Below are 24,549 nucleotides of genomic sequence, written 5' to 3'. Positions count from 1 at the left end.
TGATCTGCTTGTCTGTGGGCGGGTGGTGCCTTGTGGATACCGCGTCAGGGCCGGTCGGGAGCTGCGCCTAGAGTTGCCTCTGCATTCCCAGGACCACCCTGCCCCTCGAAGGACAGCGATGCCCGCCAACACAACCGCCTCTTCCCCCAAGAAGAAGAAGGGGCGACGCGCCCGCCTGCTCGTGCTCGTCCTGGTGCTGGCGCTCGTCGCGGGCGTCGGCTACGGGGCGTACTGGAGCATCAGTACGGTGCGCGCCTCCTTCCCGCAGACCACCGGGTCGATCCAACTCGCAGGGCTGAGCGGCCGGGTCGAGGTCACACGCGACGACCACGGCATCCCGCAGATCTACGCGGACAGCGACGAGGACCTGTTCCGCGCCCAGGGCTTCGTCCAGGCGCAGGACCGCTTCTGGGAGATGGACGTCCGCCGGCACATGACGTCCGGCCGGCTCTCCGAGATGTTCGGCTCGGGACAGGTCGGGACAGACGCCTTCCTCCGTACGCTCGGCTGGCGCCGCGTTGCCCAGCAGGAGTACGACACCAAGCTCTCGCCCGAGACGAAGAAGTTCCTGAAGGCGTACGCGGACGGCGTCAACGCGTATCTCAAGGGCCGCTCCGCCGAGGAGATCTCGGTCGAGTACGCGGCGCTGTCCTTCAGTGTCGACTACAAGCCTGAGCCCTGGACGCCGGTCGACTCGGTGGCCTGGCTCAAGGCGATGGCCTGGGACCTGCGCGGGAACATCGAGGACGAGATCGACCGCTCCCTGCTCACCAGCAGGCTGAGCGAGAAGCAGATCAAGGACCTCTACCCGTCGTATCCGTTCGACCGCAACAAGCCGATCGTGCAGGAGGGCGGCATCAGCCAGGTCACCGGCAGGTTCGACCCGGCGGCCAAGCCCTCCGACCTCGAGGACGGCTCAACCGGCACGGGCGACGGTTCGAACACCGGCGACGGCACCGGCGACGGCCTCAGCACGGGCAACGGCTCCAGTGACAGCGCGGGCGGCGCGGCCTCCGGGCTGAACTCGCAACTGTCGGCGCTCTCCGACACCGTCGACTCGATCCCGGCGCTCCTGGGCCCCAGCGGGAACGGCATCGGCTCCAACTCCTGGGTCGTCGCCGGTGAGAACACGACCACCGGCAAGCCCCTGCTGGCGAACGACCCGCACCTCGCCCCGCAGCTGCCCTCGCTCTGGTACCAGATGGGCCTGCACTGCCGTAAGGCCTCCCCGGCCTGCCAGTACGACGTCGCGGGCTACACCTTCTCCGGCATGCCTGGCGTGATAATCGGCCACAACCAGGACATCGCCTGGGGCTTCACCAACCTTGGCGCCGACGTCACCGACCTGTACCTCGAGAAGCTCACCGGCGACAGCTACCTGGTCGGCGACGAGGAGAAGAAGCTGACCACCCGCGAGGAGGTCATCAAGGTCGCGGGCGGCGCCAGCAAGACGATCAGGGTCCGCTCCACCGAACACGGCCCCCTGGTCTCCGACCGCAGCGAGGAGCTGGAGAAGGTCGGTGAGAAGGCCCCCGTCTCCAATGCGGCACCCGACCGCGGCGCCGGCTACGGAGTCGCCCTGCAGTGGACAGCCCTGCAGCCCGGCAACACCATGGACGCCGTCTTCGAGCTCAATCGGGCCAAGGACTTCCAGAGCTTCCGCAAGGCCTCAAGGAAGTTCGAGGTGCCCTCCCAGAACCTCGTCTACGCCGACACCAAGGGCAACATCGGCTACCAGGCCCCCGGCAGGATCCCGGTCCGCGCCGAGGGGGACGGCTCGACGCCCGCGCCCGGCTGGGACCCGAAGTACAAGTGGACAGGCTACGTCCCCTTCGACGAGCTGCCGTACGAGTACAACCCGGAGCGCGGCTACATCATCGCCGCCAACCAGGCCGTCATAGACGCCGAGAAGTACCCGTATCTGATCACCAAGGACTACGGATACGGTGCCCGCAGCCAGCGGATCAACGACCTCGTCGAGTCGAAGATCCAGGGCGGCGGCAGGATCTCGACCGAAGACATGCGCACCATGCAGATGGACAACAGCAGCGAGATCGCCAAGCTGCTCACGCCCTACCTGCTGAAGATCGACATCTCCGACCCGCACGTCCGTGAGGCGCAGAAGCTGCTCGAGGGCTGGGACTACACGCAAGAGCCGGACTCCGGCGCCGCCGCATACTTCAACGCCGTGTGGCGCAACGTCCTCAAGCTGGCGTTCGGTAACAAGCTGCCCAAGGAGCTGCGCGTCGAGGGCGAGTGCCTCAGCGTCCGGCCGGCCGACAGCACGGGCCCGGACGACGACCTCGAGGAGCGGGTGCGCGAGTGCGGCCAGCGGGACGGCGACTCGGCGCAGCCGGACGGCGGCGACCGCTGGTTCGAGGTGGTCCGCCGGCTGCTGAAGGACGAGGACAACGCCTGGTGGCAGGCGCCCAGGACCCGCACGGAGAAGGCGACCGACACCCGTGACGAACTCCTTGGCCGCGCGATGGACGACGCCCGCTGGGAGCTGACCGCAAAGCTCGGCAAGGACGTCTCCAGCTGGAGCTGGGGCCGTCTGCACCAGCTCACGCTGAAGAACCAGACACTGGGCACCGAGGGACCGGGCTTCCTGCAGTTCATGCTCAACCGCGGCCCGTGGAACGTCGGCGGCGGCGAGGCCGCGGTCAACGCCACCGGGTGGAACGCGGCGGGCGGCTACGAGGTCGTGTGGGTCCCGTCGATGCGGATGGTCGTCAACGTCGGCGAGTGGGACGAGTCGCGGTGGATCAACCTCACCGGGGCGTCGGGCCACGCCTACAGCGCGCACTACACCGACCAGACCGACAAGTGGGCGAACGGCGAGCTGCTGGACTGGGCCTACAGCCCGGCCGCCGTGTCGGCGAAGGCAGTCGACACCCTCACGCTCGTGCCCGAGGGGCAGTCGGTTCCGTAAAGCGCCTGACGCCTTGGGGCGTGACGACTGCGTGCACGGGGTGGTCGTGCGGTTCCACGGGGACCCGTGCGACAACCTCGTTCGCATAGAGGAGCACCACCAGGGCGGGGTCCGCCCCGGCGGCCGAGAGGCGGGCCAGGACCCGGTCGTACGAGCCGCCGCCGCGGCCGAGCCGCATGCCGCGGGCGTCCACCGCGAGCCCCGGCAGCAGTACGGCGTCCGCCGTGACGACGGCGTCCGGGCCGAGCCGCTCGCCGCCGGGCTCGAGCAGGCCGCGAGGGGCGCGCTCGAGGTGGTCCGGGCCCCGGTAGACGCCCCAGTCCAGGTCGTTGTCGGCCAGCAGCACCGGGAGCAGGACGCGCACGCCCCTGGCGCGCAGCGCGTCGAGCAGCGCGCGCGTTCCGGGCTCAGTCCCGACGGACACGTAGGCCGCGACGGTGCCGGCGTCGGCCAACTCGGGAAGGTCCAGAGCGTGGCGCGCGAGAACCGCGGCGGTGTCCTGGACGTCCAGGGAGGACAGAAGCCGCCGAGCGCCGAGGAGTTCGGCGCGAAGCTCACCTTTTTCCGACATGTCGCTGCTCATTGCCCGCCAGTAAACCTCTCGTACACGTCGTTATGCGGATGAAGTTAACCGGAGCATCATCTTCCGCCCATACTCAGCGGATAAAGTGCTGCGCATGACTCAGTCGCACTCCAGGATCAGCAAGGCTGTCATCCCTGCCGCAGGCCTCGGTACCCGGTTCCTGCCTGCCACGAAAGCCACTCCCAAAGAGATGCTGCCTGTGGTCGACAAGCCCGCCATCCAGTACGTCGTCGAGGAGGCCGTCTCGGCCGGCCTCTCCGACGTGCTCATGATCACGGGCCGGAACAAGCGCCCTCTCGAAGACCACTTCGACCGCAACTACGAGCTCGAGGAGGCGCTCTCCCGCAAGGGCGACGCCGGACGGCTCGCCAAGGTCCAGGAGTCCAGCGACCTCGCCACCATGCACTACGTGCGCCAGGGCGACCCGCGCGGCCTCGGTCACGCCGTGCTGTGCGCGGCACCGCACGTCGGCGACCAGCCCTTCGCGGTCCTCCTCGGCGACGACCTGATCGACCCCCGCGACCCCCTGCTCGCGCGCATGGTCGAGGTCCAGGAGCGTGAGGGCGGCAGCGTCATCGCGCTGATGGAGGTCGACCCGGCCCAGATCCACCTCTACGGCTGTGCCGCTGTGAAACCCACCGCCGAGAGCGACATCGTCAAGATCACCGACCTGGTGGAGAAGCCCGACCCGGCAGACGCGCCCAGCAACCTGGCGATCATCGGCCGCTACGTCCTGGACCCGGCGGTCTTCGGCATACTGCGCGAGACCGAGCCGGGCCGCGGCGGCGAGATCCAGCTCACCGACGCCCTCCAGAAGCTCGCGGAGAACGAGCGGGCCGGCGGCCCGGTGCACGGCGTGGTCTTCAAGGGCCGCCGCTATGACACCGGCGACCGCGGCGACTATCTGCGTGCCATTGTCCGACTCGCATGCGAACGTGAAGACCTGGGCCCGGAGTTCCGGGACTGGCTTCGCAGTTTCGTGACCGAGGAGATGCAGGACAAGTGAGCAGTGCGACCTGGTCGGTGGACGACCACCTGGACGACATCCTCGGCGCGATCCGGCCGCTCGACCCCATCGAGATGCAGCTGCCCGACGCGCAGGGCTGTGTCCTCATGGAGGATGTCACCGTCCCGGTCGCGCTGCCGCCGTTCGACAACAGCTCCATGGACGGTTACGCGGTCCGGGTCGCCGATGTCGCGGGCGCCACGGAGAAGTCCCCCGCCGTCCTCACCGTCATCGGCGACGTCGCCGCCGGCAGCGAGGGGCTGCCCACGGTCGAACTTGGCCAGGCCGCGCGCATCATGACCGGAGCCCCTCTGCCGCCCGGTGCCGAGGCCGTGGTCCCCGTCGAGTGGACCGACGGCGGCGGCGGCGGGGAAGCGGCGCAGACGATGCGCCCCGCCGGGGAGGCGCCGGAGGGCGCGAGCGGCGAGGTCCGTGTCCACCGGCCGGTCGCGGAGCGCGCCCATGTGCGCGCCCGCGGCAGCGACGTGCAGGCGGGCGACCTGGCACTGGCCGCGGGCACGGTTCTCGGGCCGCCGCAGATCGGCCTGCTCGCCGCGATCGGCCGCGGCACGGTCCGGGTCCGCCCCCGCCCGCGCGTGGTCGTCCTGTCCACCGGCAGCGAACTGGTCCAGCCCGGTGAGGAGTTGACCGAGGGCCGGATCTACGACTCCAACAGCTTCGCGCTCGCCGCCGCCGCACGGGACGCCGGTGCGCTGGCCTACCGGGTCGGCGCCGTCACCGACGACGCGGAGACCCTGCGCGCCACCATCGAGGACCAGCTCATCCGCGCCGATCTGCTGGTCACCACGGGCGGCGTGAGCGTCGGCGCGTACGACGTGGTCAAGGAGGCGCTCTCGTCGGTCGGCGACGACGACGAGCCGGGCAGCGGGATCGACTTCCGCAAGCTCGCCATGCAGCCGGGCAAGCCCCAGGGCTTCGGCTCCATCGGACCGGAGCGCACACCGCTGCTGGCCCTGCCCGGCAACCCGGTCTCGTCGTACGTCTCCTTCGAGCTGTTCGTCCGCCCGGCGATCCGGGCGCTGATGGGCCTGCCGGACGTGCACCGGCCCACGGCCCGCGCCGTGCTCAAGGCCGACGGGGCGCTGACTTCCCCGGCCGGCAAGCGCCAGTTCCTCCGCGGCAAGTACGACGCGCAGTCCGGCAGCGTCACCCCCGTGGGCGGCTCCGGATCCCACCTCGTCGCCGCGCTCGCCCACGCCGACTGCCTCATCGTCGTCCCGGAGGCCGACACGTCGGTGGAGCCCGGTGCGGAGGTCGCAGTGGTCCTCCTGGGCTGACCGGCCCCCTGTGGCGGTAGCGTGTCTGACCACACAGGCCCTGACGGGACCGGATCGGGAGCACAGGCGCACATGAGCACGCACGGCAGGCTGACGCACATCGACGAGGCCGGGGCGGCCCGCATGGTCGACGTATCCGGGAAGGACGTCACCGCCCGCACCGCGTGCGCCACCGGCCGCGTCCTGGTCTCGGCGCACGTGGTGGAACTGCTCCGCGGCGAGGGCGTCCCCAAGGGCGACGCGCTCGCCACGGCGCGGATCGCCGGGATCATGGGCGCGAAGCGCACGCCCGACCTCATCCCGCTCTGTCATCCCCTCGCGGTCTCCGGAGTGAAGCTCGACCTGTCGGTCGCCGACGACGCCGTCGAGATCGCCGCCACGGTGAAGACGACCGACCGCACGGGCGTGGAGATGGAAGCCCTGACGGCGGTCTCGGTCGCCGCCCTCACCGTCGTGGACATGGTGAAGGCCGTCGACAAGGCGGCGGTCATCACCGACATCCGCGTCGAGGCGAAGACGGGCGGCAAGTCCGGCGACTGGACACGCGAGGGACGCGAGGGAGCAGAAGGAGCGCACGCATGACCGCCGCCCACGCCACGGCCCCGTACCGCGCGCTCGTGGTCACGGCCTCCAACCGCGCCTCGGCCGGGGTGTACGAGGACAAGGGCGGTCCGGTCGTCGCCGAAAAGCTCACCGCACTCGGTTTCGCCGTCGACGGCCCGCGGATCGTCCCCGACGGCGACCCGGTCGGCGAGGCGCTGCGCGAGGGTGTCGCGGCGCGGTACGACGTGATCGTCACCACCGGTGGCACCGGCGTCTCGCCCACCGACCGCACCCCCGACGTCACCCGCGCTCTGCTGGACCACGAGGTCCCCGGCATTCCCGAGGCGATCCGTGCGTACGGGCGCGAGAAGGTCCCCACCGCCGTGCTGTCGCGAGGCGTCGCAGGAGTCGCCGGGCGGACCCTGATCGTCAATCTCCCGGGCTCCACCGGGGGTGTACGGGACGGGCTCGCGGTGCTGGAGCAGATCCTTCGCCACGCCGTCGACCAGCTGCGCGGCGGCGACCATCCCAGACCGTCATGAGTGCCACCTGGCCGGTCGTCCTGGTGGACGGTGATGTCACCCTCCGCCCGATAAAACTGCGCGACCAGCGGAACTGGCGAGAGGTCAACCGGCGCAACCGCGACTGGCTGCGCCCCTGGGAGGCGACGATCCCGCCGCCCACGCCCGGAGGGCCGGTCATCCAGCGTCCGACCTACCGGCAGATGGTCCGCCACCTGCGCGCGGAGGCGAGCGCGGGCCGGATGCTGCCGTTCGTGATCGAGTACCAGGGCAGGCTCGTGGGCCAGCTGACCGTGGCAGGAATCACCTGGGGCTCGATGTGCTCGGGCCATGTCGGCTACTGGGTCGACCGGAGCGTCGCGGGCCGCGGCGTCATGCCGACGGCTGTCGCCCTCGCCGTGGACCATTGCTTCCGTGCCGTCGGACTGCACCGGATCGAGGTCTGCATTCGGCCCGAGAACGGGCCCAGCCGCCGGGTCGTCGAGAAACTCGGATTCCGGGAAGAGGGGATGCGGCCCCGCTATCTCCACATCGACGGCGCCTGGCGCGACCATCTCGTCTTTGCGCTCACCGCCGAGGAGGTGCCGGAGGGGTTGCTCCGCCGCTGGCACCAGGCACGACCCGGAACGACCAAAGAAATAAAATAAGTGTTCGAAATTGATCGCCACGAGCCTCAAGCGGTCTGAACAATCACAAAAAAAGTCCGTGATATCAGCCAGATCGTGCGACACACCGGGCCAATTGGCGGATGCCCTTGTGTAAATCCCTCTACGGTGTGTTGCGTGAGCAGCAGCGGCCTCATCTACGCAGTCATCGTCGGGGCCTGGGCCGCCTACTTGGTGCCGATGTGGCTCCGCAGGCAGGACGAGCTGAACGAAGCCCGTCCGACGGAACGCTTCTCCACCGCCATCCGGCTGCTGTCCGGACGAGCGGCAATGGAGCGCCGGTACGCCAGGGAGCTGCGGGAACGCACCGCTGAGCAGCCCGAGCACGACGTGGACCCGGATGCCGGCACGGATCGATTGAGTTCCGTGGACGTCCGGGCCTTCGCCGCGCCCCGAACCGAAGTCCGGCAGGACGCGCCCGAAGGTGCCGAGGCGAAGGACCGGCCCGCCGGCCGGATCCCGGCCCGGCGCCCCGCACCGCGTCAGCGGCCCGACCGGGCCGCCGCGGAGCGCGCCCGGCGCAGCAGGGTCCTCGCCCGGCGCAGACGGACGACCACGGTCCTCTTCCTCGCCTTCAGCCTTGGCGCGGTCGCCGCGGCGGTCGGCGGGCTCGGCTTCCTGTGGGCACCGGCCGTTCCGGCGGCGCTCCTCAGCGCCTACATCATGCAGATGCGTGCCCAGGAGCGGCGGCGCTTCGCCTTCACGATGGACCGGCGGCGCGCGGAAGTCGCGGCGCAGCGGCTTCGTGAGAACCGTCCTCGCCACCACCAGGCGGCGGCGACGGCCGAGTCGGCCGAGGAGCCGACGGCACACGCCGAGCCCGGGCTCGAACCGAAGCTCTCCCCGCAGGAGGCGGGCCGCCGGGCGCTGGTCGAGCAGACGGACCACGCGGAGTGGGTGGACCAGCAGCGTCAGCGAGGCCCGGCGACCGGCGACAGCTGGGAACCGGTTCCGGTCCCGCTGCCGACGTACGTCACCGCTCCGGTGGCGCCGCGCGCCTCAAGCAGCGTGGACGTCAGCGACCCGGAGACCTGGAGCGCGGCCCGTTCCTCGACGGCCGAGCCGGTTCCGCCGCAGCGAGAGACGCCCGGCCCCCCTGCCGACGCCCCTTCGGGCCGCCGCACACCACAGCAGCGTCGCACCCGCGACCGCGGCCGTACGCCGCTCTTCGACCAGTACGCGGACGAGGACCGTCCGCGCGCGGCCAACGAGTGACATCGGCCAAGGAGTGACGCCGCCTCCGGGCGGTGTCCGTGACCTGCGCAGAGACCTGCGGGGAACGGATTTCCAAGCACCCCGATCGGGATGCTAGAGTTTCACTCGTTGCAAGGGCCTGTGGCGCAGTCTGGTAGCGCACCTCGTTCGCATCGAGGGGGTCTGGGGTTCAAATCCCCACAGGTCCACCGCAGCTGAGAGCCCCGGTCGGATTGATCCGACCGGGGCTCTCGCCGTTGCCGGAGTTCTCACCTCCGACGGAGCAGTCGAGCGCTGCAACTGGAGCCGAGACGGTGAACGTTGCCCGGGCCCTCCTGCTCGACCGGTGGTACGACGGCGGTGTCTCACCGCATCAGGACACCTGGGCCTTGTCGTAGACCGCCTTCGCCTCGTTGCCGAAGTACGGGCCGAACATGCGGTTCGGCAGGAACGTGTAGCCGAAGCTGTTCACCGACGTCTGCAGGCCCGTGCCGGTGGCCTCGTCGAAGGACTCGAACCAGGGGCCGCCGCTGGAGCCGCCGGTCATGTTGCAGCCGAGGCTGTGGTCCTTGGAGAAGAGGAAGTCCTTGGAGCTGTTGCCGCTGCAGTGGATCAGTTTGCTGCCGTCGTACGGGTCGGCCGCCGGGAAGCCGAAGGCGTACATCGGCTTGTTGTAGCCGCCGTTGAACTTCAGGCCCTGTGCTCCGACCGTCTCGGCGAGTGTCCGGCCGTTCAGAGGGGCGACGACGGCGGCGCCGACGTCGTGGTTGATGTCTTCGTTCGAGGCCCACTGGTCCGTGGCGAGGATCTTCGTCGCGCTCCACTGGCCGTACGGGGCCTGGCCGTTGTCGTAGCCGGGTACGAAGACCCAGTTGGTGTGCCAGGAGCCCTGGTACTTCACGCAGTGGCCGGCGGTCATGACCGTGCTGCCGTTCTGGCTGGTGACCGAATTGCCGGAGCAGGAGGCCGTACGGCCCTGGAAGGTGAAGAAGACCCGGCCGGACGTCTTCACCACCGCGCCGCCCCCCGTCCACGGGCCGCCTGCCTGGGGGAAGGAAGTGGGCCCCACGACGGTCTCCTCGCCGCCCGGGACGGGTGCCCTGAAGGAGCCGGGGGTGGCGCGGACCAGGTCGAGCGGTTCGGCGCCGCGCATCCGTTCGGCGGTCCAGAAGCCCTTGGCCGCCGCATTCGGGGCGAAGGACGGGGGTGCGGGGGAGGGGGCGGCGTCCGCGGAAGTGGCGGACAGTGCCCCGGCGAGCAGGGCGCCGACGGCGGTGAGGACCGAGGCGGCAAAGCGGTGGCGTCTCACGCATGTCTCCTTCTGCCGTGCCCGCCCGTGAGATGACCCGGGCGGGTTGGGGGGACAGGACGGTGCGGATCGACGTGCGTGAGGCAGAGTGCCACGAAACCCGTGACTATGTCAGGGGCGCGTCAAAGACTTGGCCATGCAGAGGCTGCTCTCGTACTCGCGGTAGTGGCCGAATTTGGCGCACGGCAGATAGCTGCTGGAGGTGTAGAGCGCGATCGCCTCCGGCTGCATGTCCCCGGTCTCCAGGACCATGCGGGTCCGGCCCGCGGCGATGGCGTCGTCCTCGAGGGCGGCGAGGATGCGGCGGGCGAGGCCCAGACCGCGCGCCTCGGGGATCACATACATGCGCTTCAGCTCGGCGTCCCCGTCCGAATACCCCTCCGGGTTCGCGTCCTGGGCGCGCCAGCCGCCGGACGCGACGGGACGGTCCATGGCGTCGTACGCGATGAGATACAGGCCACTCGGCGGGACGAACATCGAGGCGTCGAGCGGCGTGGCGTCGCCGTCTCCGTCGCCGTAACGCTCCACGTATTCGAGCTGGACCTGGTCGTTGAGCTTCACAGCATCGGGGTGGTCGAAGCCCACAGTTCTGACATGCATGCCCAGAAGCGTACGTGTATGCGAATGCTCCCGGCCGGTAAGGTGCCGGGATGCTCACTGTGACCTCCGTGAATGTGAACGGTCTCCGGGCCGCCGCGAAGAAGGGCTTCGTCGAGTGGCTGGCCACGACCACCGCCGACGCGATCTGCCTCCAGGAAGTACGCGCCACCGCCGACCAGCTCCCGGCCGAGGTGCGCGACCCCGACGGCTGGTTCACGGTGCATGCCCCGGCCGCGGCGAAGGGCCGCGCCGGCGTCTCCCTCTACACGCGGCGCGAACCGGACGCGGTGCGGATCGGATTCGGCTCGAGCGAGTTCGACGGCAGCGGCCGGTACGTCGAGGCCGACCTGCCGGGCGTCACGGTCGCGAGCCTCTATCTGCCGTCCGGCGAGGTGGGCACGGACAAGCAGGACGAGAAGATGCGCTTCATGGGCGAGTTCCTGCCGTACCTGAAGGAACTGCGGGACCGCGCGGCGGCGGACGGCCGCGAGGTCGTCGTCTGCGGCGACTGGAACATCGCGCACCGCGAGGCCGACCTCAAGAACTGGAAGGGCAACAAGAAGAACTCCGGCTTCCTGCCGGAGGAACGGGAGTGGCTCGGCCGCGTCTTCGGCGAGGCGCAGTACGTGGACGTGGTCCGCGCCCTGCATCCCGATCAGGAGGGCCCGTACACCTGGTGGTCCTACCGCGGACGCGCCTTCGACAACGACACGGGATGGCGCATCGACTACCAGGTGGCGACGGCCGGTCTGGCGAAGCGCGCGGTGAAGGCGTGGGTGGAGCGGGCGGCGACGCACGGCGAGCGCTGGTCGGACCATGCGCCGGTGACGGCGGTCTACGAGAGCTGAGTTCGGCACGGAGGACTGAGCCCCGCACACCAGCGGGCGGTCGGGCGCAGGCGCGCGTAAGGCACAGGAAGCGTAAGGCTCCGAAGCGGCGTAAGAACGCCGCGTCGTTGGGGCCGGTTCGGCGCCGTCGCGCGGAAGTCCCCGCACGCGGGCGGCCCGCCGCCCCGACCCACGGAAAGGGCGCACCCGCCGTGTTGCGAGTGCGCCCCTCGTCCGCAGCCCTGCTACGGCGCCTCGTCAGGCGTCGTAGTCCTCGAGCCTGTCGCGACGCTCGCGCGTGGCGTCCTGGCCGCGCTCGCGCACGGTCTCCTCGGGGCGGCCGCCCTGCTCACGGCCCTGACGGCCGCGCTCGCCGGCCTCTTCGCGGCCGCGCTGCCCGCGCTGCGGCGGGTCGCCCTTGCCGGCCTTCTGCTTCGCCTGGTCCGCGAGGTCCTGCGCCTTGTCCTTGAACTGGTCCGAAATGCCCATGAGATGTCACTCCTATGAGGGGTGTGGAGGTCGGGGGCGACTGCCCCCGGGGCTGCGACCAGCGTTGCACGCAGGGAGAAAGCACGCATTTTGATCAGTGACGCTCAGTTGCTCTCCGTGCGAACTGCCTCGTCAGCGGCCCCTCCGGCCCCCACGAGGCCCGTCGAGACGTTACCCAGACGCGGCTCGAAGCGGCGCATCTCGCGCTGCCCCACCGTGCCGATGACAGCGGGGAGACAGCCGCGGACCGACTGCATGCCCCGCAGCCACCACTGCGCGTACACATGCGAGGAACGGCGCTCGATGCCGGCGACGATCCGGTCCACGGCGGGCCCGAGCGGATACGTGCGGTTCGACGGCCACGGAAGCCGCTGCCTCAACTCCCGCATGACGTCGTCCTGGTCGGCGCCGCGCACCATGTCGGTGTCCGTCCACGACAGGTATCCGACGCCGACCCGCACGCCCCGGTAGCCGACTTCGGCGCGCAGGCTGTGCGCGAACGCCTCCACGCCCGACTTCGACGCGCAGTACGCCGTCATCATCGGCGCCGGAGTGATCGCGGCGAGCGACGCGATCTGCAGGAAGTACCCACGGCTCTCCAGCAGTACGGGCAGGAACGCCCGTCCCGTCACTGCGCTTCCGATCAGATTGACCTCGATCACCCGCCGCCAGGCGGCCGGATCCGAGTGCAGGAACGGCCCGCCGGACGCCACGCCCGCGTTGGCGACGACGACGTCGACCTTGCCGAAGCGCTCCTTCACCTCCTGTGCGACCCGCGTCATCGCCTCGTGGTCGGTGACGTCGGCATGCCAGTGGTCGCATTCGGTGTGCAGCCGCGCCGCGACCTTCTTCAGTTCGTCGGGCTCGAGGCCGACCAGCGCCACCTTCGCGCCCCGCGCGGACAGTTTGCGCGCCAGCAGTTCGCCGACGCCGCGCGCCGCGCCAGTGACGACCGCGACCTGTCCCTCCAGGCTCACCCTGCTCATGCGGCCTTCTCCTTGGCGTTCAGGTACGTGTCGACCAGCTCACGGATCCTGCCGGTGACGGTCTCGGGGGCCTCCACCGGGGTCATGTGCCCGATCCCCGCGAGCTCCACCAGTTCGAGGCACTGGGGCAGTTCGGCGGCCAGCCGCCTGGCGTGCACGAACGGCGTGAGCCGGTCGGCGGTGCCGCCGATCACGATCGCGGGCGCGTCCAGCGCCCGCACGCCCTTGTCCAGGTCGAGTTCACCGAGGACGTGCGACCATGCCACCCGCGCGGCGCGTGGGCAGGCGTGGACGATACGGGCGCATGCGTCGACCCGCTCCGGTGCGGAACCGGGGCCCATGGTGGCGTACTTGAGGATGCTGCGGGACACGGGTGTGACCGGACCGAGCGGGGCGCGGGCGCCGAGGATCAGATGTGTGAGCCTGGTGCGCAGGCGCCCCGGCCGCATCGGCAGGACGAGCGACTCGTCGACCAGGCGCGCGCTGCCCGTGCTGCACAGCAGGACGGCGGCCGCGTGGTCCCGGAAGGCGGGCCGGCCGGACGCGGCCATCAGCGTCATGCCGCCCATGGAGTGCCCGGCGAGCACGGCCTTCTCGCCCGGCGCCAGTACCGCTTCGAGCACGGCCTCCAGGTCGTCGGCCAGCTTCTCCGTGCCGACCTCCCCCGCCGGCGTGCGGCCGTGGCCGCGCTGGTCGTAGACGACGACGCGGTGGTCGGCCGCGAGGTCCCGTATCTGCGCGGCCCAGAAGAGGGTGGAGCAGGTCCAGCCGTGTGCGAGTACGACCGTGGGGGCTCCCCCAGAGCCTCCGGCCTGGGAGGTACCCCCGTCGGGACCGTGCACCTCTACGTGGATGCGCGCCCCGTCGGCGGAGACGGCGGTCAGTTCGCGGTCGGCGACGGGCGCGGCGTCGGCGCGGTGCAGGAGCCGGCTCATGCGACGGCCTCCGTGTTCTTGGTGGTCGGGGCAGGCGGTGTGTTCTTCGAGGCCTTCGCGGCCCCGGTGCCGGCGACGGCGGGCGCCGGCTTCGTACGGTCGGCCCGGACGACCTCGTACTCGGCGAGGTCCACATGCCGCGTCGCGCTGCGGAACTCGGTCGTCGTGCCCGGCCAGATGGTGGTGTTGCGGCCGTTCGCGTCCAGATACCAGCTGGTGCAGCCGCCGGTGTTCCACACGGTCCGCTTCATCCGTTCCTGCACGCGGCGGTTCCAGGCGTGGACCGATGAGGGGCGGGCCACGAGGGCCGAGCCTTCACCGAGCAGGTTCAACTGCCGCATGTAGTCGGCCATGTAGTTCAGCTGGGACTCGATCATCAGGATCATCGAGGAGTTGCCGAGCCCGGTGTTGGGTCCGATGATCGTCATCCAGTTGGGGAAGCCGGCCGCGGTCGCGCCGCGCAGCGACTCCATGCCGTCCTTCCACGCCTCCGCCAGTGTGATCCCGTCCGCCCCGACCACCCGATCGGCGATCGGCATGTCGGTGACATGGAATCCCGTGCCGAAGATGATCGCGTCGACCTCGGTCTCCGTGCCTCCCCCAGAGCCTCCGGCCCGGGAGGTGCCCCCGGCGGCGACGACCGTCGAGCCACGCACCTCGGTCAGACCGGAGGCGACGACATCCACATTGGGCTGGGCGAGCGCCGGGTAGTACGTGCTGGAGAGCAGGATGCGCTTGCAGCCGATGCGGTACGAGGGCGTGAGCTTGGCCCGCAGCGCCGGGTCCTTGATCGCCTTGGCCATGTTGGCCTTGGCGAGCCGCTCGATCAGGCCCAGTTCACCGGGGCGCTTGGTGAACGCCTGGACCTGCAGCTCCCGGATGCCCCACAGCAGGCCGCGCCGTGCGGCGCTGGTGAACGGCAGCTGCCGGTGCATCCAGCGTTCGGCACCGGAGATCTTGCGGTCCATGCGCGGCATGACCCACGGCGGCGTGCGCTGGAACAGGGTGAGCCTGCCGACCTCCGGCTGGATCGAGGGCACGATCTGGATCGCGGACGCTCCGGTGCCGATCATCGCGACGCGCTTGCCGCGGAGGTCGTAGTCGTGGTCCCAGCGCGCGGAGTGGAAGACCTTGCCGGGGAAGTCGGAGAGCCCCGGGATGTCGGGCATCTTCGGGTCGGACAGCGGTCCGGTCGCGGAGACGACGACATCGGCGGTGAGTGTGCCCTGCGACGTCTCGATCTCCCAGCGCACGCTCTCGGTGTCCCAGCGCATCATCAGCACTTCGTGGTTGAGGCGCAGATGGGAGCGGAGCCGGAACGTGTCGGCGACGTGCTCGAGGTAGGCACGGATGTGTTCCTGGCCGGAGAAGGTGCGGGGCCAGTCCGGGTTGGGCGCGAAGGAGAACGAGTACAGGTGCGACGGTACGTCGCAGGCGCATCCCGGGTAGTTGTTGTCCCGCCAGGTGCCGCCGACGGAGTCCGCGCGCTCCAGGACGACGAAGTCGGTGATCCCCTCGCGGCGCAGCCGGACGGCAGCTCCGAGGCCGCCGAATCCGGATCCGATCACCGCCACTCGTACATGCTCGTGCTGCCGGCCCATGCCGCGCCTCCCGATGAACATCCGGACGTCCCGAACCGAACACAGAAATGTTGCCAGCAATCACTGGCATGGTTGGGAGGGTAGAGCAGCTCCCTACCGAGCGGTAGGGGTAGGACGCGACAAGTTACCGGTGGTACAGGACAGGCTTCCGGTGTGGCGGTACAACATAGGCTTCCGGTGTGAAGGAAGCGCGCGAGTACCGCATGGCGGAATTGGCCGAGAAGGCCGGGATCACGGTGCGCACCCTGCGCTTCTACCGCGAGCGCGGGCTGATACCGCCACCCCGCCGCGAGGGCAGGATCGCCTGGTACAGCGAACACCACCTGGCCAGGCTGCGTACGATCGCCGCCCTGCTGGAGCGCGGCCACACCCTCAACGGCATCGCCGACCTCGCCACCGCCTTCGAGAGCGGACGGGACGTCGGCGAGGTGCTGGGCCTCGGCGAACCGACGGAGGAGACGCCGGTGCGGCTCTCGCCGGAGGTACTCGCCGACTACTTCGAGGGCGAGGTCACACCCGAGAACCTCGCCACCGCACTCGAGCTCGGCTATCTGGCGACCGACGGCGAGGAGATCGTCCACATCAGCCGCCGGCTGCTGGACGTCTCGGCCGCGCTGGTGCGGGAAGGGGTGCCGCTCGCGGCCGTCCTGGAGGCGGGCCGCCGGGTCCGTACCCACGCGGATGCCCTGGCCGAGCTCTTCATCGACATGCTGACCGAGCACAGTGCCGACGACCGGCTGGAGAAGCTCCGCCCGCTCGCGAAGAGCGTCGTGGAGGCCGAGCTCTCCATGGCGATGGACCGCCGGCTGCGCGAACCACCGCCGGCCTGAACGACCGCTGGACGCAAAGGCGCTCCGGAGCCCGTCGCGTCCCCGGGGACCTCAAGGCCGGTCCTGGGACCTGAAGCTCTGGGCCCGACGCCCGACGCCCGCCCCTGGAACCGTCAGCGCGGCGGGAGTGGCGGCCGGCGGAGGTCGGGAGCCTCCGAGTAGTCCGGCGGCACTGCCGCCGGCGCCGACTTCAGCAGGTCCAGGGCCAGCTGGATGGCGTCGTCGAGACCGACATGGCGTCCCTCCGCCCAGTCCAGCGGCGCGCGCAGTGCGTCCAGGTCGGGTTCCACGCCGTGGTTCTCGATCGACCAGCCGTACGCGTCGAACCAGGCCGCGTTCATCGGGACCGTGATCACCGTGCCGTCGCCGAGCCGGTGCCGCCCGGTCATGCCGACCACGCCGCCCCACGTGCGGGTGCCGACCACCGGGCCCAGGCCGAGCAGCTTGAACGCCGCCGTGATCATGTCCCCGTCCGACGACGTCGCCTCGTCGGCGATCGCGACGACCGGCCCGCGCGGCGCGTTGGAGGTGTACGAGACCGGCTGTGCGTTGCGGGTGAGGTCCCAGCCGAGGATCTTGCGGGTGAGCTTCTCGATGACGAGCTCGCTGATGTGGCCGCCCGCGTTGCCGCGTACGTCCACGATGAGCGCGGGGCGCGAGACCTCCATGCGCAGATCGCGGTTGAACTGCGCCCAGCCGGAGCCGCCCATGTCGGGGATGTGCAGATAGCCGCACTTGCCGTCGCTCGCCTCCCGTACCACCGCCCGCCGTTTGGCGACCCAGTCCTGGTAGCGCAGCGGCCGTTCGTCGATCAGGGGGACGACCGCGACCCGGCGGGGGCGCGCCTCGCCCTCCCCGGGGAGGAACGTCAGCTCGACCGTCGTACCGCCTGCCGCGGCGAGCATCGGGAACGGACCGGCCGCCGGGTCCACCGGCCGGCCGTCGACGTGTGTGAGGACCGCGCCCTCCCTGATGCCGGTGCCGGCGAGCGGGGAGCGGGCCTTGGAGTCGGAGGAGTCGCCCGGGAGGATCCGGTTGACCACCCATTTCCCGTCCCGGCACACCAGGTTCGCGCCGAGCAGGCCCATGGCGCGCTGGTAGTGCGGCGGTCCTTCATTGCGGCGCGCCGCGGTGACGTACGCGTGCGAGGTGCCCAGCTCGCCGAGGACTTCGCGCAGCAGGTCGGCGAACTCGTCGGGGGAGGCGACCCGTTCGACCAGCGGGCGGTACTGCTCCAGCACCCCGTCCCAGTCGATGCCGCACATGTCGGGCTCCCAGAAATACGCCCGGACGATGCGGCCCGCCTCCTCGAAGGCCTGTCGCCATTCGGACGCCGGGTCCACCTCGTGCTGGATGCGGCGGAGGTCGAGGTAGACGGTGGAGTCCCCGTCGCCGGACTCGGTGGCCGGTACGGCACGCAGGTCGCCTTCGTCGACGACGACCAGTCGGCTGCCGTCGCCGCTCACCGCGAAGTTGTCGAGGTGGTCGACGAGTTCGGTCTTGCGCGCCTTGGAGATGTCGAAGTGCTCCAGGGTGGGCCTGCCGGAGGTGTCGGCCGGGTTGACGAACGTCTCGCCCAGTGCGCCCGAGATGGGCCAGCGCAGCCAGACGAGACCGCCGCCGGCGACCGGGTGCAGCGCGGAGTACTTGGAGGCGGCGACCGGGAACGGCGTCACCCGGTTCTCCAGGCCCTCGATCTCGACGAGGACCGCGCTGTCCGGCGACTCCTCCAGCGGGTCGAGGCCGCCTGCGGCCGGCCGGCCCTCCGGCGTGAGCGCGAACGGCGAGGGCGTCGCGGAGGACAGCGGCACCAGGTAGGGGCGGCAGCCCAGCGGGAAGGACAGGTCGCCGGTGTGCACGTCGTAGACAGGGTCGAAACCGCGCCACGAGAGGAAGGCGAGATACCGCCCGTCGCGCGTGAAGACCGGATTCTCGTCCTCGAAGCGCCCGTTGGTGACATCGACGATCGTACGGTCGGCGATACGGGCCATCCTGATCTGGCGAAGCGACCGGCCGATGCCGGGATGGGACCAGGTCAGCCAGTGCCCGTTGGGGGAGAAGGCCAGGTCCCGTACGGGCCCGTTGGCGGAGCGGACCAGCTCCGTCACCTCGCCGGTGGACTCGTCCGTGGTGTCGAGGAGGAGCAGCCGGCCGTCGTGCGAGGCGATCGCGATCCGCTCTCCCTCGCTGTCGGAGATCAGCTCCAGTACGCGTCCCAGCTCTCCCGAGGCGAGCCGGCGCGGTTCGCGGTCGCCGGAGGCCCGCGGCAGGTACGCGATCTCGACGGCGTCCTCGCCCTCCGCGTCCGTGACGTAGGCGACCTGACCGCCGCTGCCGAGCATCTCCGGCAGCCGGATCCTGACGCCGGGGGTGTCCGCGATCGTGCGGGCGGGGCCGTCGCGGTGGGTGAGCCAGTAGAGGCTGCCGCGTACGTTGACGGCGCTGGCCCGGCCGGTCTCGTCGACGGAGATCGCGTCCACGTGGTTGGCGGCCGGGACCTGGTAGGTGCGGCGTCCCGCGCGCGGCCCGCCGAGCCGTACGTCCAGCTTCCGCGGCCGGGAGTCCGGCGAGAACAGGTCGTCGACGATCCAGAGGTTGCCCGCGCACTGGTAGACGACCCGGCGGCCGTCGCTCGAGGCGTGCCGGGCGTAGAAGGCGTCGTGGTCGGTGTGGCGCAGCAGGCCGGTACCGTCGGGCCGGCAGGAGTAGAGGTTGCCGACCCCCTCGTGGTCGGAGAGGAACGCGATCCGTCCGTCGTCCTCCGACCACCTCGCGGAGTCGTCGCCGCGGATGAACATCGGGCAGTCCAGGTGTCCGTCCAGGTCGGGCAGCAGCCGTTCGCCGTGCAGCCACAGCCGCCCGGTCGCCCCGCCGCGGTAGCGCTTCCAGGCAGCCGGCTCGTGGGGCGGTTTGCCGGTGAGCAGCAGCGTCCGGCGTTCGCAGCCGGTGCCGCCGGCCTGGGAGGGGCCCTCCGACTCGTCGGTGACGGCGATGTCGGAGACCGGGCCCCAGGGGAGCCTGCCGCCGGGGGAGCCGTCGGTCGGGACGCTGTAGGCCCAGGAGAAGTAGGAGAACGGCTGGCCGTGCGAGGAGACGGCGAGGATCTGGCCGTCGGGGGTCCAGCCGCAGACCCGGGTGTCGGTGGAGCCCCAGTAGCTGAGCCTGCGCGCGGGTCCGCCGTCGACGGGCGCGAGATGGATCTCGGGGTCGAGACTGCGCCAGTTCGTGTACGCGATGTGTTGCCCGTCGGGCGAGAAGCGCGGGTGGCCGACTCTGGTGCGGTCGACGGTGATCCGCCAGGCCCGGCCGGGCCGGTGCCCCTCGGGCACCAGGGGCGCGACCCACAGGTCGTCCTCGGCGGCGAAGCACAGCAAGTCGTCGTGCAGATGCGGGAACCGGAGATACGCCACGTCGTCACTCACCCCCCAATGCTTTCCGCGTGGCAGGGGCGCGGCAACTCGTGGGCCCGGGTGAATCGGGGCGGATCTTGTGTACGACCGCCGCCACGGGCCTGTAGCCGTGACCGAGACCACAAGCGAAACGGTTTCGTTTCGCCGGCGATGGGGGTAGCGTCGAGGTGTACGAAACAGTTTCGTTCGTTTGTCTGCGACCGGGAGGGCCGACATGACACGCGGCCGGCTCACCCCCGAGCGCGAGGCAGAGCTGTACGAAGCAGTGCTCGACCTGTTGCGCGAAGTCGGCTACGACGCCCTGACCATGGACGCCGTGGCGAACCGTACGCGGTCCAGCAAGGCCACGCTCTACCGCCAGTGGCGGAGCAAGCCCCAGCTGGTCGCCACGGCGCTGAGGAACAACAAGCCGGTGCATGTCGGCGACATCGACACCGGCAGCCTCCGCGGCGACTTCCACACCATGATCGGGCGCACGGACGACTGTCAGATGGAGAAGGACTCCGCGCTGATGCGGGGGCTGGCCCAGGCCGTGCACGCCGACTCCGATCTGCACGCGGCCCTGCGCGAGCTGCTGATCGAGCCCGAGATCACCGGGCTCGACACGGTGCTGCGGCGGGCCGTGGACCGGGGCGAGGTCGCCGCGGACAACCCCGCGCTGGGGTACGTACCGCACATGCTGGTCGGCGCGTTCGTAGCCCGGCAACTGATCGAGAACCGCACACCCGACCAAGCCTTCCTCACCCACTATCTCGACGCCGTGGTCCTCCCCGCCCTGGGCGTCTGACCTCCCCGGGTCACGGCACATCCCTCCCCGCCGCACCACAGCACAGCACCTGACGCGCGCCGCTCTCGTCGTCGGGCCGGCTCCCCTTGCCCTGTTCACCCTCATTCACGGGAGTAGCCCTCGTGGCCACGTTTCTCTACAAGCTGGGACGGTCCGCCTTCCGGCGCCGCCGTCTCGTCGCCCTGCTGTGGGTGGCGCTGCTGGCCCTCGCCGGGGTCGGCGCCGCCACCGCGTCGACCGCCACGTCGTCGTCCTTCTCCATCCCGGGGACGGAGGCCCAGAAGGCCTTCGACCTGCTCGAGGAGCGCTTCCCGGGCGGCAGCGCCGACGGCGCCACCGCCCGGGTCGTCTTCAGGGCCCCCGAGGGCGAGAAGATGACCGACGCGGGCCCCAAGGCGGAGGTGGGCAAGGCCGTTTCCGAGCTGAAGGCCGGCTCCACGCAGATCGCCTCCGTCAACGACCCGTACACGACGAAGGCCGTGTCCCGGGACGGCTCCACGGCCTATGTGTCGGTCACCTACAAGGTCAACTCGATGGAGCTGACCGAGGCCACCCGCGAGGCGCTGGAGGAGACCGGCACCGAGGCGCGCGAAGCGGGCCTCGCGGTGGAGATCGGCGGTGACGCGCTGCAGGCGGTCCCCGAGACCGGTACGGGCGAGATCATCGGAGTGGTCGTCGCCGGGATCGTCCTGGTGATCACCTTCGGTTCGATGGTGGCCGCCGGGCTGCCGCTGCTCACGGCGATCATCGGTGTCGGCATCGGCATCTCCACGATCACCGCGCTGGCGAACGTCCTCGACCTCGGCTCCACCACCGCGACGCTCGCGACGATGATCGGCCTCGCGGTCGGCATCGACTACGCGCTCTTCATCGTCTCCCGCTACCGCGCGGAGCTTGCAGAGGGCCGGGAGCACGAGGACGCGGCCGGCCGCGCGGTCGGCACCGCCGGCTCCGCGGTGGTCTTTGCCGGTCTGACCGTCGTCATCGCCCTCGTCGGGCTCGCCGTCGTCAACATCCCGATGCTCACCAAGATGGGCTTCGCCGCGGCGGGCACGGTCGTCATCGCCGTCCTGATCGCCCTCACCCTCATACCGGCGCTCCTCGGCTTCGCGGGCAAGCGCGTCCTCGGCCGCAAGGTCCGCAAGGGCAAGCCGGTCTCCGACAAGCCGAACGCGGGCACCCGCTGGGCCCGCTTCGTGCTGCGCCGCCCGGTCGCGGTGCTGCTCGTAGGCGTCGTGGGCCTCGGCGCGATCGCCGTGCCGGCCGCCTCGCTGGAGGTGGGCCTTCCCGACGACGGTTCCCAGCCCACCAGCACAACGCAGCGCAAGGCGTACGACCTGCTGTCGGACGGCTTCGGTCCCGGCTTCAACGGCCCGCTGCTGGTCGTCGTCGACGGGGACAAGGCCGCCGCGGACCGTACGGTCGAGACGGTCAAGGGCCTCGACGGCGCCGTCGCCGTCACCCCGCCGACCTTCAACAAGGCCGGCGACACCGCGATGATCACTGTCATCCCGAAGGACCGTCCGTCCTCGGGGGCGACCGAGGAGCTGGTCCACGACATCCGCGACAAGAGCGGCGACGAGGTCCTGGTCACCGGCGCGACCGCGATGAACATCGACTTCTCACAGAAGATGAACGACGCGCTGCTGCCCTACCTGGCGCTCGTCGTCGGCCTCGCCTTCCTGCTGCTGATGGTCGTCTTCCGCTCGGTGCTCGTGCCCCTCAAGGCCGCTCTCGGCTTCCTGCTCTCGGTCGTCGCCGCGCTCGGCGCGGTCGTGGCCGTCTTCCAGTGGGGCTGGCTGGGTTCGCTGTTCGGCGTGGAGCAGACCGGTCCGATCATGTCGATGATGCCGATCTTCATGGTCGGCGTGGTCTTCGGTCTGGCCATGGACTACGAGGTCTTCCTGGTCACGCGTATGCGGGAGGCCTACGTCCACGGCGAACGGCCGGGCGAGGCGATCGTCACCGGCTTCCGTCACGGGGCCCGTGTGGTCGCCGCCGCGGCCGTCATCATGATCGCCGTGTTCTCCGGTTTCATCGGTTCGAGCGAACAGATGATCAAGATGATCGGCTTCGGTCTCGCGATCGCCGTCTTCTTCGACGCCTTTGTGGTCCGTATGGCCATCGTCCCCGCGGTACTGGCCCTGCTGGGCCACAAGGCCTGGTGGCTGCCGCGCTGGCTCGACCGGGCGCTGCCCAACGTCGACGTGGAGGGCGAGAAGCTGCACAAGGAACTCGGCGCCTCCGCCGACCCGGACGAGGAGCGTGAGCTGGTCCGCGTCTGATACTCGGGGGCCCCGCGGTCGCCGGGCGCCGCGGGAAGAGCGACCCCCGGACGGCGCGACGGCACCGTGGGGACGGGGGCCGTCGCGCGACAGAGGCCGTATCCACCGGACATGGGGCCGGCGGATACGGCCGCTGTGCGTGCCTGAGGCTTTCAGCCGGACTGTCAGCCCGTCGGGGCACCGGCCACGGCGTAGGTGTGGCGCAGGAACCGGATCAGCGTCGTCGAGTCGAACTGGACCACCGCGACGCCGTCGGTGGTGTGGAACTCGAGGATGGCCTGGACCCGGCCGCACGGCCAGATGCCGATGTCGCCCGCCCGGGCGGGGGAACGCAGCCCCGACTCGAGGAGCTCGCGGGGGAAGGTCCACTCCTGGCCGCTGGGGAACGCGAAGCGGACGGCCCCGGGATCCTCCGCGGGGTCGTAGCTCAGGAACACGCGGACTGGTCGGTGCTGAGGCGCATCGGTGACGATCCTGCCTCTGGCTTGCTCTTTGACGGCGTGGGTCATCGGCCGCTCCTCACACTCAACCGCTTTGTCTCTAATGTCCCATATTTTGAGATTTTGGGCGGGCTGCTCCGTGTTCAGTTGTGACTCATGCGCTCTTGCAAGTCATGTGCAGCAGGCCATTATCATTGAACGGTTATTCATCTGTCCGAAGCGGAGCTCTCCATGCATGTCCCCGACGGATTCATCAACGCGCCCGTCTCGGTCGCCGCCGGAGTCGTCGCCGCCGGCGCCGTCGCCGTCAGCCTGCGCGGCGCCCGCCGTGAGCTGGGCGGATCGCCGGCCGCCCTGGCGGGAGCGGACCGGACGGCACCGCTCGCGGGGCTGGTCGCCGCGTTCGTCTTCGCCGTGCAGATGCTCAACTTCCCGGTCGCGGCCGGCACCAGCGGTCATCTGCTCGGCGGTGCGCTGGCGGCCATCCTCGTCGGGCCGTTCACCGGCGTGCTCTGCATCGCGGTCGTCCTGCTGATGCAGGCCATCCTCTTCGCCGACGGCGGGCTCACCGCGCTCGGAGTCAACATCACCGTCATGGGCGTCGTCGGCGTCCTCGTCGCATATGGGCTCTTCCGCGCACTGGTCAAGGTGCTGCCGCGCACCCGCCGCTCGGTGACCGCCGCGTCCTTCGTCGCCGCGCTGGTCTCGGTGCCCGCGGCGGCCGCCGCCTTCACCCTCCTCTACGCGGTCGGCGGCCTCACCGACGTCCCGGTCGGCTCCGTGCTGACGGCGATGGTCGGCGTCCACACGCTGATCGGCATCGGCGAGGCAGCGATCACCATGCTGACCGTCGGCGCCGTCATCGCCGTGCGGCCCGACCTCGTGTACGGCGCCCGCGGCCTGTCCACGCCGCTGAAGCTGCGCGTCGGCGGCGAACTCGTCGACGCCCCGGCAGCCGAACCGGCGCCGGTCGCCGCGCGCTCGCCGCGCACGTTCTGGCTCGTGGGCCTCGCGGCCAGCCTCGTCCTCGCCGGCTTCGTCTCCTTCTACGCTTCGGCGAACCCCGACGGCCTGGAGAAGGTCGCCGCTGACAAGGGCATCGACAAGACCGTCGAGGAGCACGCCGCGGCCGACTCGCCGCTCGCCGACTACGGCATCGAGAGCATCACCGACACCCGGCTCTCCGGCGGTCTCGCCGGAGTGATCGGCGTCGGCGCGACGGTCGTCGCCGGCACCGGTGTGTTCTACGTGGTGCGCCGCCGCCGCAGCGAGGACGCCCGGCCCGAATCCGTGCAGAGCCCGGTCTGA

At 70.6% G+C, this 24,549-nt stretch carries 21 protein-coding genes and 1 tRNA gene; 13 read left to right on the top strand and 9 right to left on the bottom strand.

Going from position 1 to position 24,549, the window contains the following annotated elements; all coding sequences use genetic code 11:
• Positions 1 to 118: 118 nt before the first annotated feature.
• Complete coding sequence (locus ACZ4SA_RS20215) at positions 119 to 2,932, top strand: penicillin acylase family protein (RefSeq protein WP_468276262.1); 2,814 nt, start codon at positions 119 to 121, stop codon at positions 2,930 to 2,932.
• Here the strand turns inward: ACZ4SA_RS20215 and ACZ4SA_RS20210 are convergent.
• Positions 2,898 to 3,515 carry a 5-formyltetrahydrofolate cyclo-ligase gene (locus ACZ4SA_RS20210; RefSeq protein ID WP_468276260.1) on the bottom strand — a complete coding sequence of 206 codons (618 nt, stop codon included), beginning with the start codon at positions 3,513 to 3,515 and terminating at the stop codon, positions 2,898 to 2,900. The two genes, ACZ4SA_RS20215 and ACZ4SA_RS20210, sit on opposite strands and share 35 nt — an antisense overlap.
• 94 nt (positions 3,516 to 3,609) lie before the next feature.
• Here ACZ4SA_RS20210 and galU point away from each other — a divergent pair, with 94 nt between their 5' ends.
• From galU to ACZ4SA_RS20175, 7 genes are all read left to right on the top strand, one after another.
• Positions 3,610 to 4,521 (top strand): UTP--glucose-1-phosphate uridylyltransferase GalU, encoded by a 912-nt coding sequence (galU, locus tag ACZ4SA_RS20205; protein WP_468276258.1) that lies wholly within the window; start codon positions 3,610 to 3,612, stop codon positions 4,519 to 4,521.
• A complete protein-coding gene (gene glp / locus ACZ4SA_RS20200) occupies positions 4,518 to 5,819 on the top strand; it encodes a molybdotransferase-like divisome protein Glp (protein ID WP_468276255.1) in 1,302 nt (433 codons plus the stop codon). The genes galU and glp overlap by 4 nt, the downstream gene beginning before the upstream one ends.
• A gap of 72 nt (positions 5,820 to 5,891) precedes the next feature.
• The gene (gene moaC / locus ACZ4SA_RS20195; protein WP_468276252.1) at positions 5,892 to 6,401 is read left to right on the top strand and encodes a cyclic pyranopterin monophosphate synthase MoaC; all 510 of its coding nucleotides are present in this window, start codon (positions 5,892 to 5,894) and stop codon (positions 6,399 to 6,401) included.
• A complete protein-coding gene (locus tag ACZ4SA_RS20190) occupies positions 6,398 to 6,904 on the top strand; it encodes a MogA/MoaB family molybdenum cofactor biosynthesis protein (protein ID WP_468276249.1) in 507 nt (168 codons plus the stop codon). Before moaC ends, ACZ4SA_RS20190 begins: the two co-directional genes overlap by 4 nt.
• A complete protein-coding gene (locus ACZ4SA_RS20185; protein WP_468276247.1) occupies positions 6,901 to 7,530 on the top strand; it encodes a GNAT family N-acetyltransferase in 630 nt (209 codons plus the stop codon). The genes ACZ4SA_RS20190 and ACZ4SA_RS20185 overlap by 4 nt, the downstream gene beginning before the upstream one ends.
• A gap of 135 nt (positions 7,531 to 7,665) precedes the next feature.
• A complete protein-coding gene (gene sepX / locus ACZ4SA_RS20180; RefSeq protein ID WP_468276244.1) occupies positions 7,666 to 8,763 on the top strand; it encodes a divisome protein SepX/GlpR in 1,098 nt (365 codons plus the stop codon).
• Positions 8,764 to 8,877: 114 nt separating this feature from the next.
• A tRNA-Ala gene (locus ACZ4SA_RS20175) sits at positions 8,878 to 8,951 on the top strand.
• A gap of 164 nt (positions 8,952 to 9,115) precedes the next feature.
• Here ACZ4SA_RS20175 and ACZ4SA_RS20170 read toward each other — a convergent pair.
• On the bottom strand, positions 9,116 to 10,051 hold the full coding sequence (locus tag ACZ4SA_RS20170; RefSeq protein WP_468276242.1) for a trypsin-like serine peptidase: 936 nt from the start codon (positions 10,049 to 10,051) through the stop codon (positions 9,116 to 9,118).
• A 111-nt stretch (positions 10,052 to 10,162) separates the two neighbouring features.
• Positions 10,163 to 10,651 (bottom strand): GNAT family N-acetyltransferase, encoded by a 489-nt coding sequence (locus ACZ4SA_RS20165; RefSeq protein ID WP_468276239.1) that lies wholly within the window; start codon positions 10,649 to 10,651, stop codon positions 10,163 to 10,165.
• Positions 10,652 to 10,701: 50 nt separating this feature from the next.
• On the opposite strand from ACZ4SA_RS20165, the gene ACZ4SA_RS20160 reads away from it, so the two are divergent.
• A complete protein-coding gene (locus tag ACZ4SA_RS20160) occupies positions 10,702 to 11,499 on the top strand; it encodes an exodeoxyribonuclease III (RefSeq protein ID WP_468276237.1) in 798 nt (265 codons plus the stop codon).
• A gap of 237 nt (positions 11,500 to 11,736) precedes the next feature.
• Here the strand turns inward: ACZ4SA_RS20160 and ACZ4SA_RS20155 are convergent, their stop codons facing one another.
• The 4 genes from ACZ4SA_RS20155 to ACZ4SA_RS20140 all read right to left on the bottom strand — a co-directional run bounded on the left by ACZ4SA_RS20155 (position 11,737) and on the right by ACZ4SA_RS20140 (position 15,489).
• Entirely contained in the window at positions 11,737 to 11,967 is a 231-nt protein-coding gene (locus ACZ4SA_RS20155; protein ID WP_468276235.1) for a hypothetical protein, read from the bottom strand.
• A gap of 104 nt (positions 11,968 to 12,071) precedes the next feature.
• Positions 12,072 to 12,953, bottom strand: coding sequence for an SDR family oxidoreductase (locus tag ACZ4SA_RS20150; protein WP_468276232.1), 882 nt, complete (start codon positions 12,951 to 12,953; stop codon positions 12,072 to 12,074).
• Positions 12,950 to 13,888 (bottom strand): alpha/beta fold hydrolase, encoded by a 939-nt coding sequence (locus ACZ4SA_RS20145; RefSeq protein WP_468276230.1) that lies wholly within the window; start codon positions 13,886 to 13,888, stop codon positions 12,950 to 12,952. Before ACZ4SA_RS20145 ends, ACZ4SA_RS20150 begins: the two co-directional genes overlap by 4 nt.
• Positions 13,885 to 15,489, bottom strand: a complete 1,605-nt coding sequence (locus tag ACZ4SA_RS20140; protein WP_468276228.1) for a flavin-containing monooxygenase — start codon at positions 15,487 to 15,489, stop codon at positions 13,885 to 13,887. The genes ACZ4SA_RS20145 and ACZ4SA_RS20140 overlap by 4 nt, the downstream gene beginning before the upstream one ends.
• A gap of 203 nt (positions 15,490 to 15,692) precedes the next feature.
• Here ACZ4SA_RS20140 and ACZ4SA_RS20135 point away from each other — a divergent pair, with 203 nt between their 5' ends.
• The gene (locus ACZ4SA_RS20135; RefSeq protein WP_468276350.1) at positions 15,693 to 16,319 is read left to right on the top strand and encodes a MerR family transcriptional regulator; all 627 of its coding nucleotides are present in this window, start codon (positions 15,693 to 15,695) and stop codon (positions 16,317 to 16,319) included.
• Between the two features lie 113 nt (positions 16,320 to 16,432).
• On the opposite strand, the gene ACZ4SA_RS20130 is transcribed toward ACZ4SA_RS20135, so the two are convergent.
• Entirely contained in the window at positions 16,433 to 19,741 is a 3,309-nt protein-coding gene (locus tag ACZ4SA_RS20130) for a S41 family peptidase (RefSeq protein ID WP_468276225.1), read from the bottom strand.
• A gap of 202 nt (positions 19,742 to 19,943) precedes the next feature.
• On the opposite strand from ACZ4SA_RS20130, the gene ACZ4SA_RS20125 reads away from it, so the two are divergent.
• Together ACZ4SA_RS20125 and ACZ4SA_RS20120 are read left to right on the top strand one after the other, a co-directional pair.
• Positions 19,944 to 20,516: a TetR/AcrR family transcriptional regulator gene (locus ACZ4SA_RS20125; protein ID WP_468276223.1), complete on the top strand. Its 573-nt coding sequence runs from the start codon at positions 19,944 to 19,946 to the stop codon at positions 20,514 to 20,516.
• A gap of 122 nt (positions 20,517 to 20,638) precedes the next feature.
• Positions 20,639 to 22,801, top strand: a complete 2,163-nt coding sequence (locus ACZ4SA_RS20120; RefSeq protein WP_468276220.1) for an MMPL family transporter — start codon at positions 20,639 to 20,641, stop codon at positions 22,799 to 22,801.
• Between the two features lie 164 nt (positions 22,802 to 22,965).
• Here the strand turns inward: ACZ4SA_RS20120 and ACZ4SA_RS20115 are convergent, their stop codons facing one another.
• Entirely contained in the window at positions 22,966 to 23,310 is a 345-nt protein-coding gene (locus ACZ4SA_RS20115) for an SsgA family sporulation/cell division regulator (RefSeq protein WP_468276218.1), read from the bottom strand.
• 162 nt (positions 23,311 to 23,472) lie between these two features.
• Between ACZ4SA_RS20115 and ACZ4SA_RS20110 the strand changes: the two genes are divergently transcribed.
• A complete protein-coding gene (locus ACZ4SA_RS20110; protein WP_468276216.1) occupies positions 23,473 to 24,549 on the top strand; it encodes an energy-coupling factor ABC transporter permease in 1,077 nt (358 codons plus the stop codon).

The organism is Streptomyces sp. NPDC027962, assembly GCF_055566095.1.
This window is presented reverse-complemented; position numbering and strand designations above follow the sequence as displayed.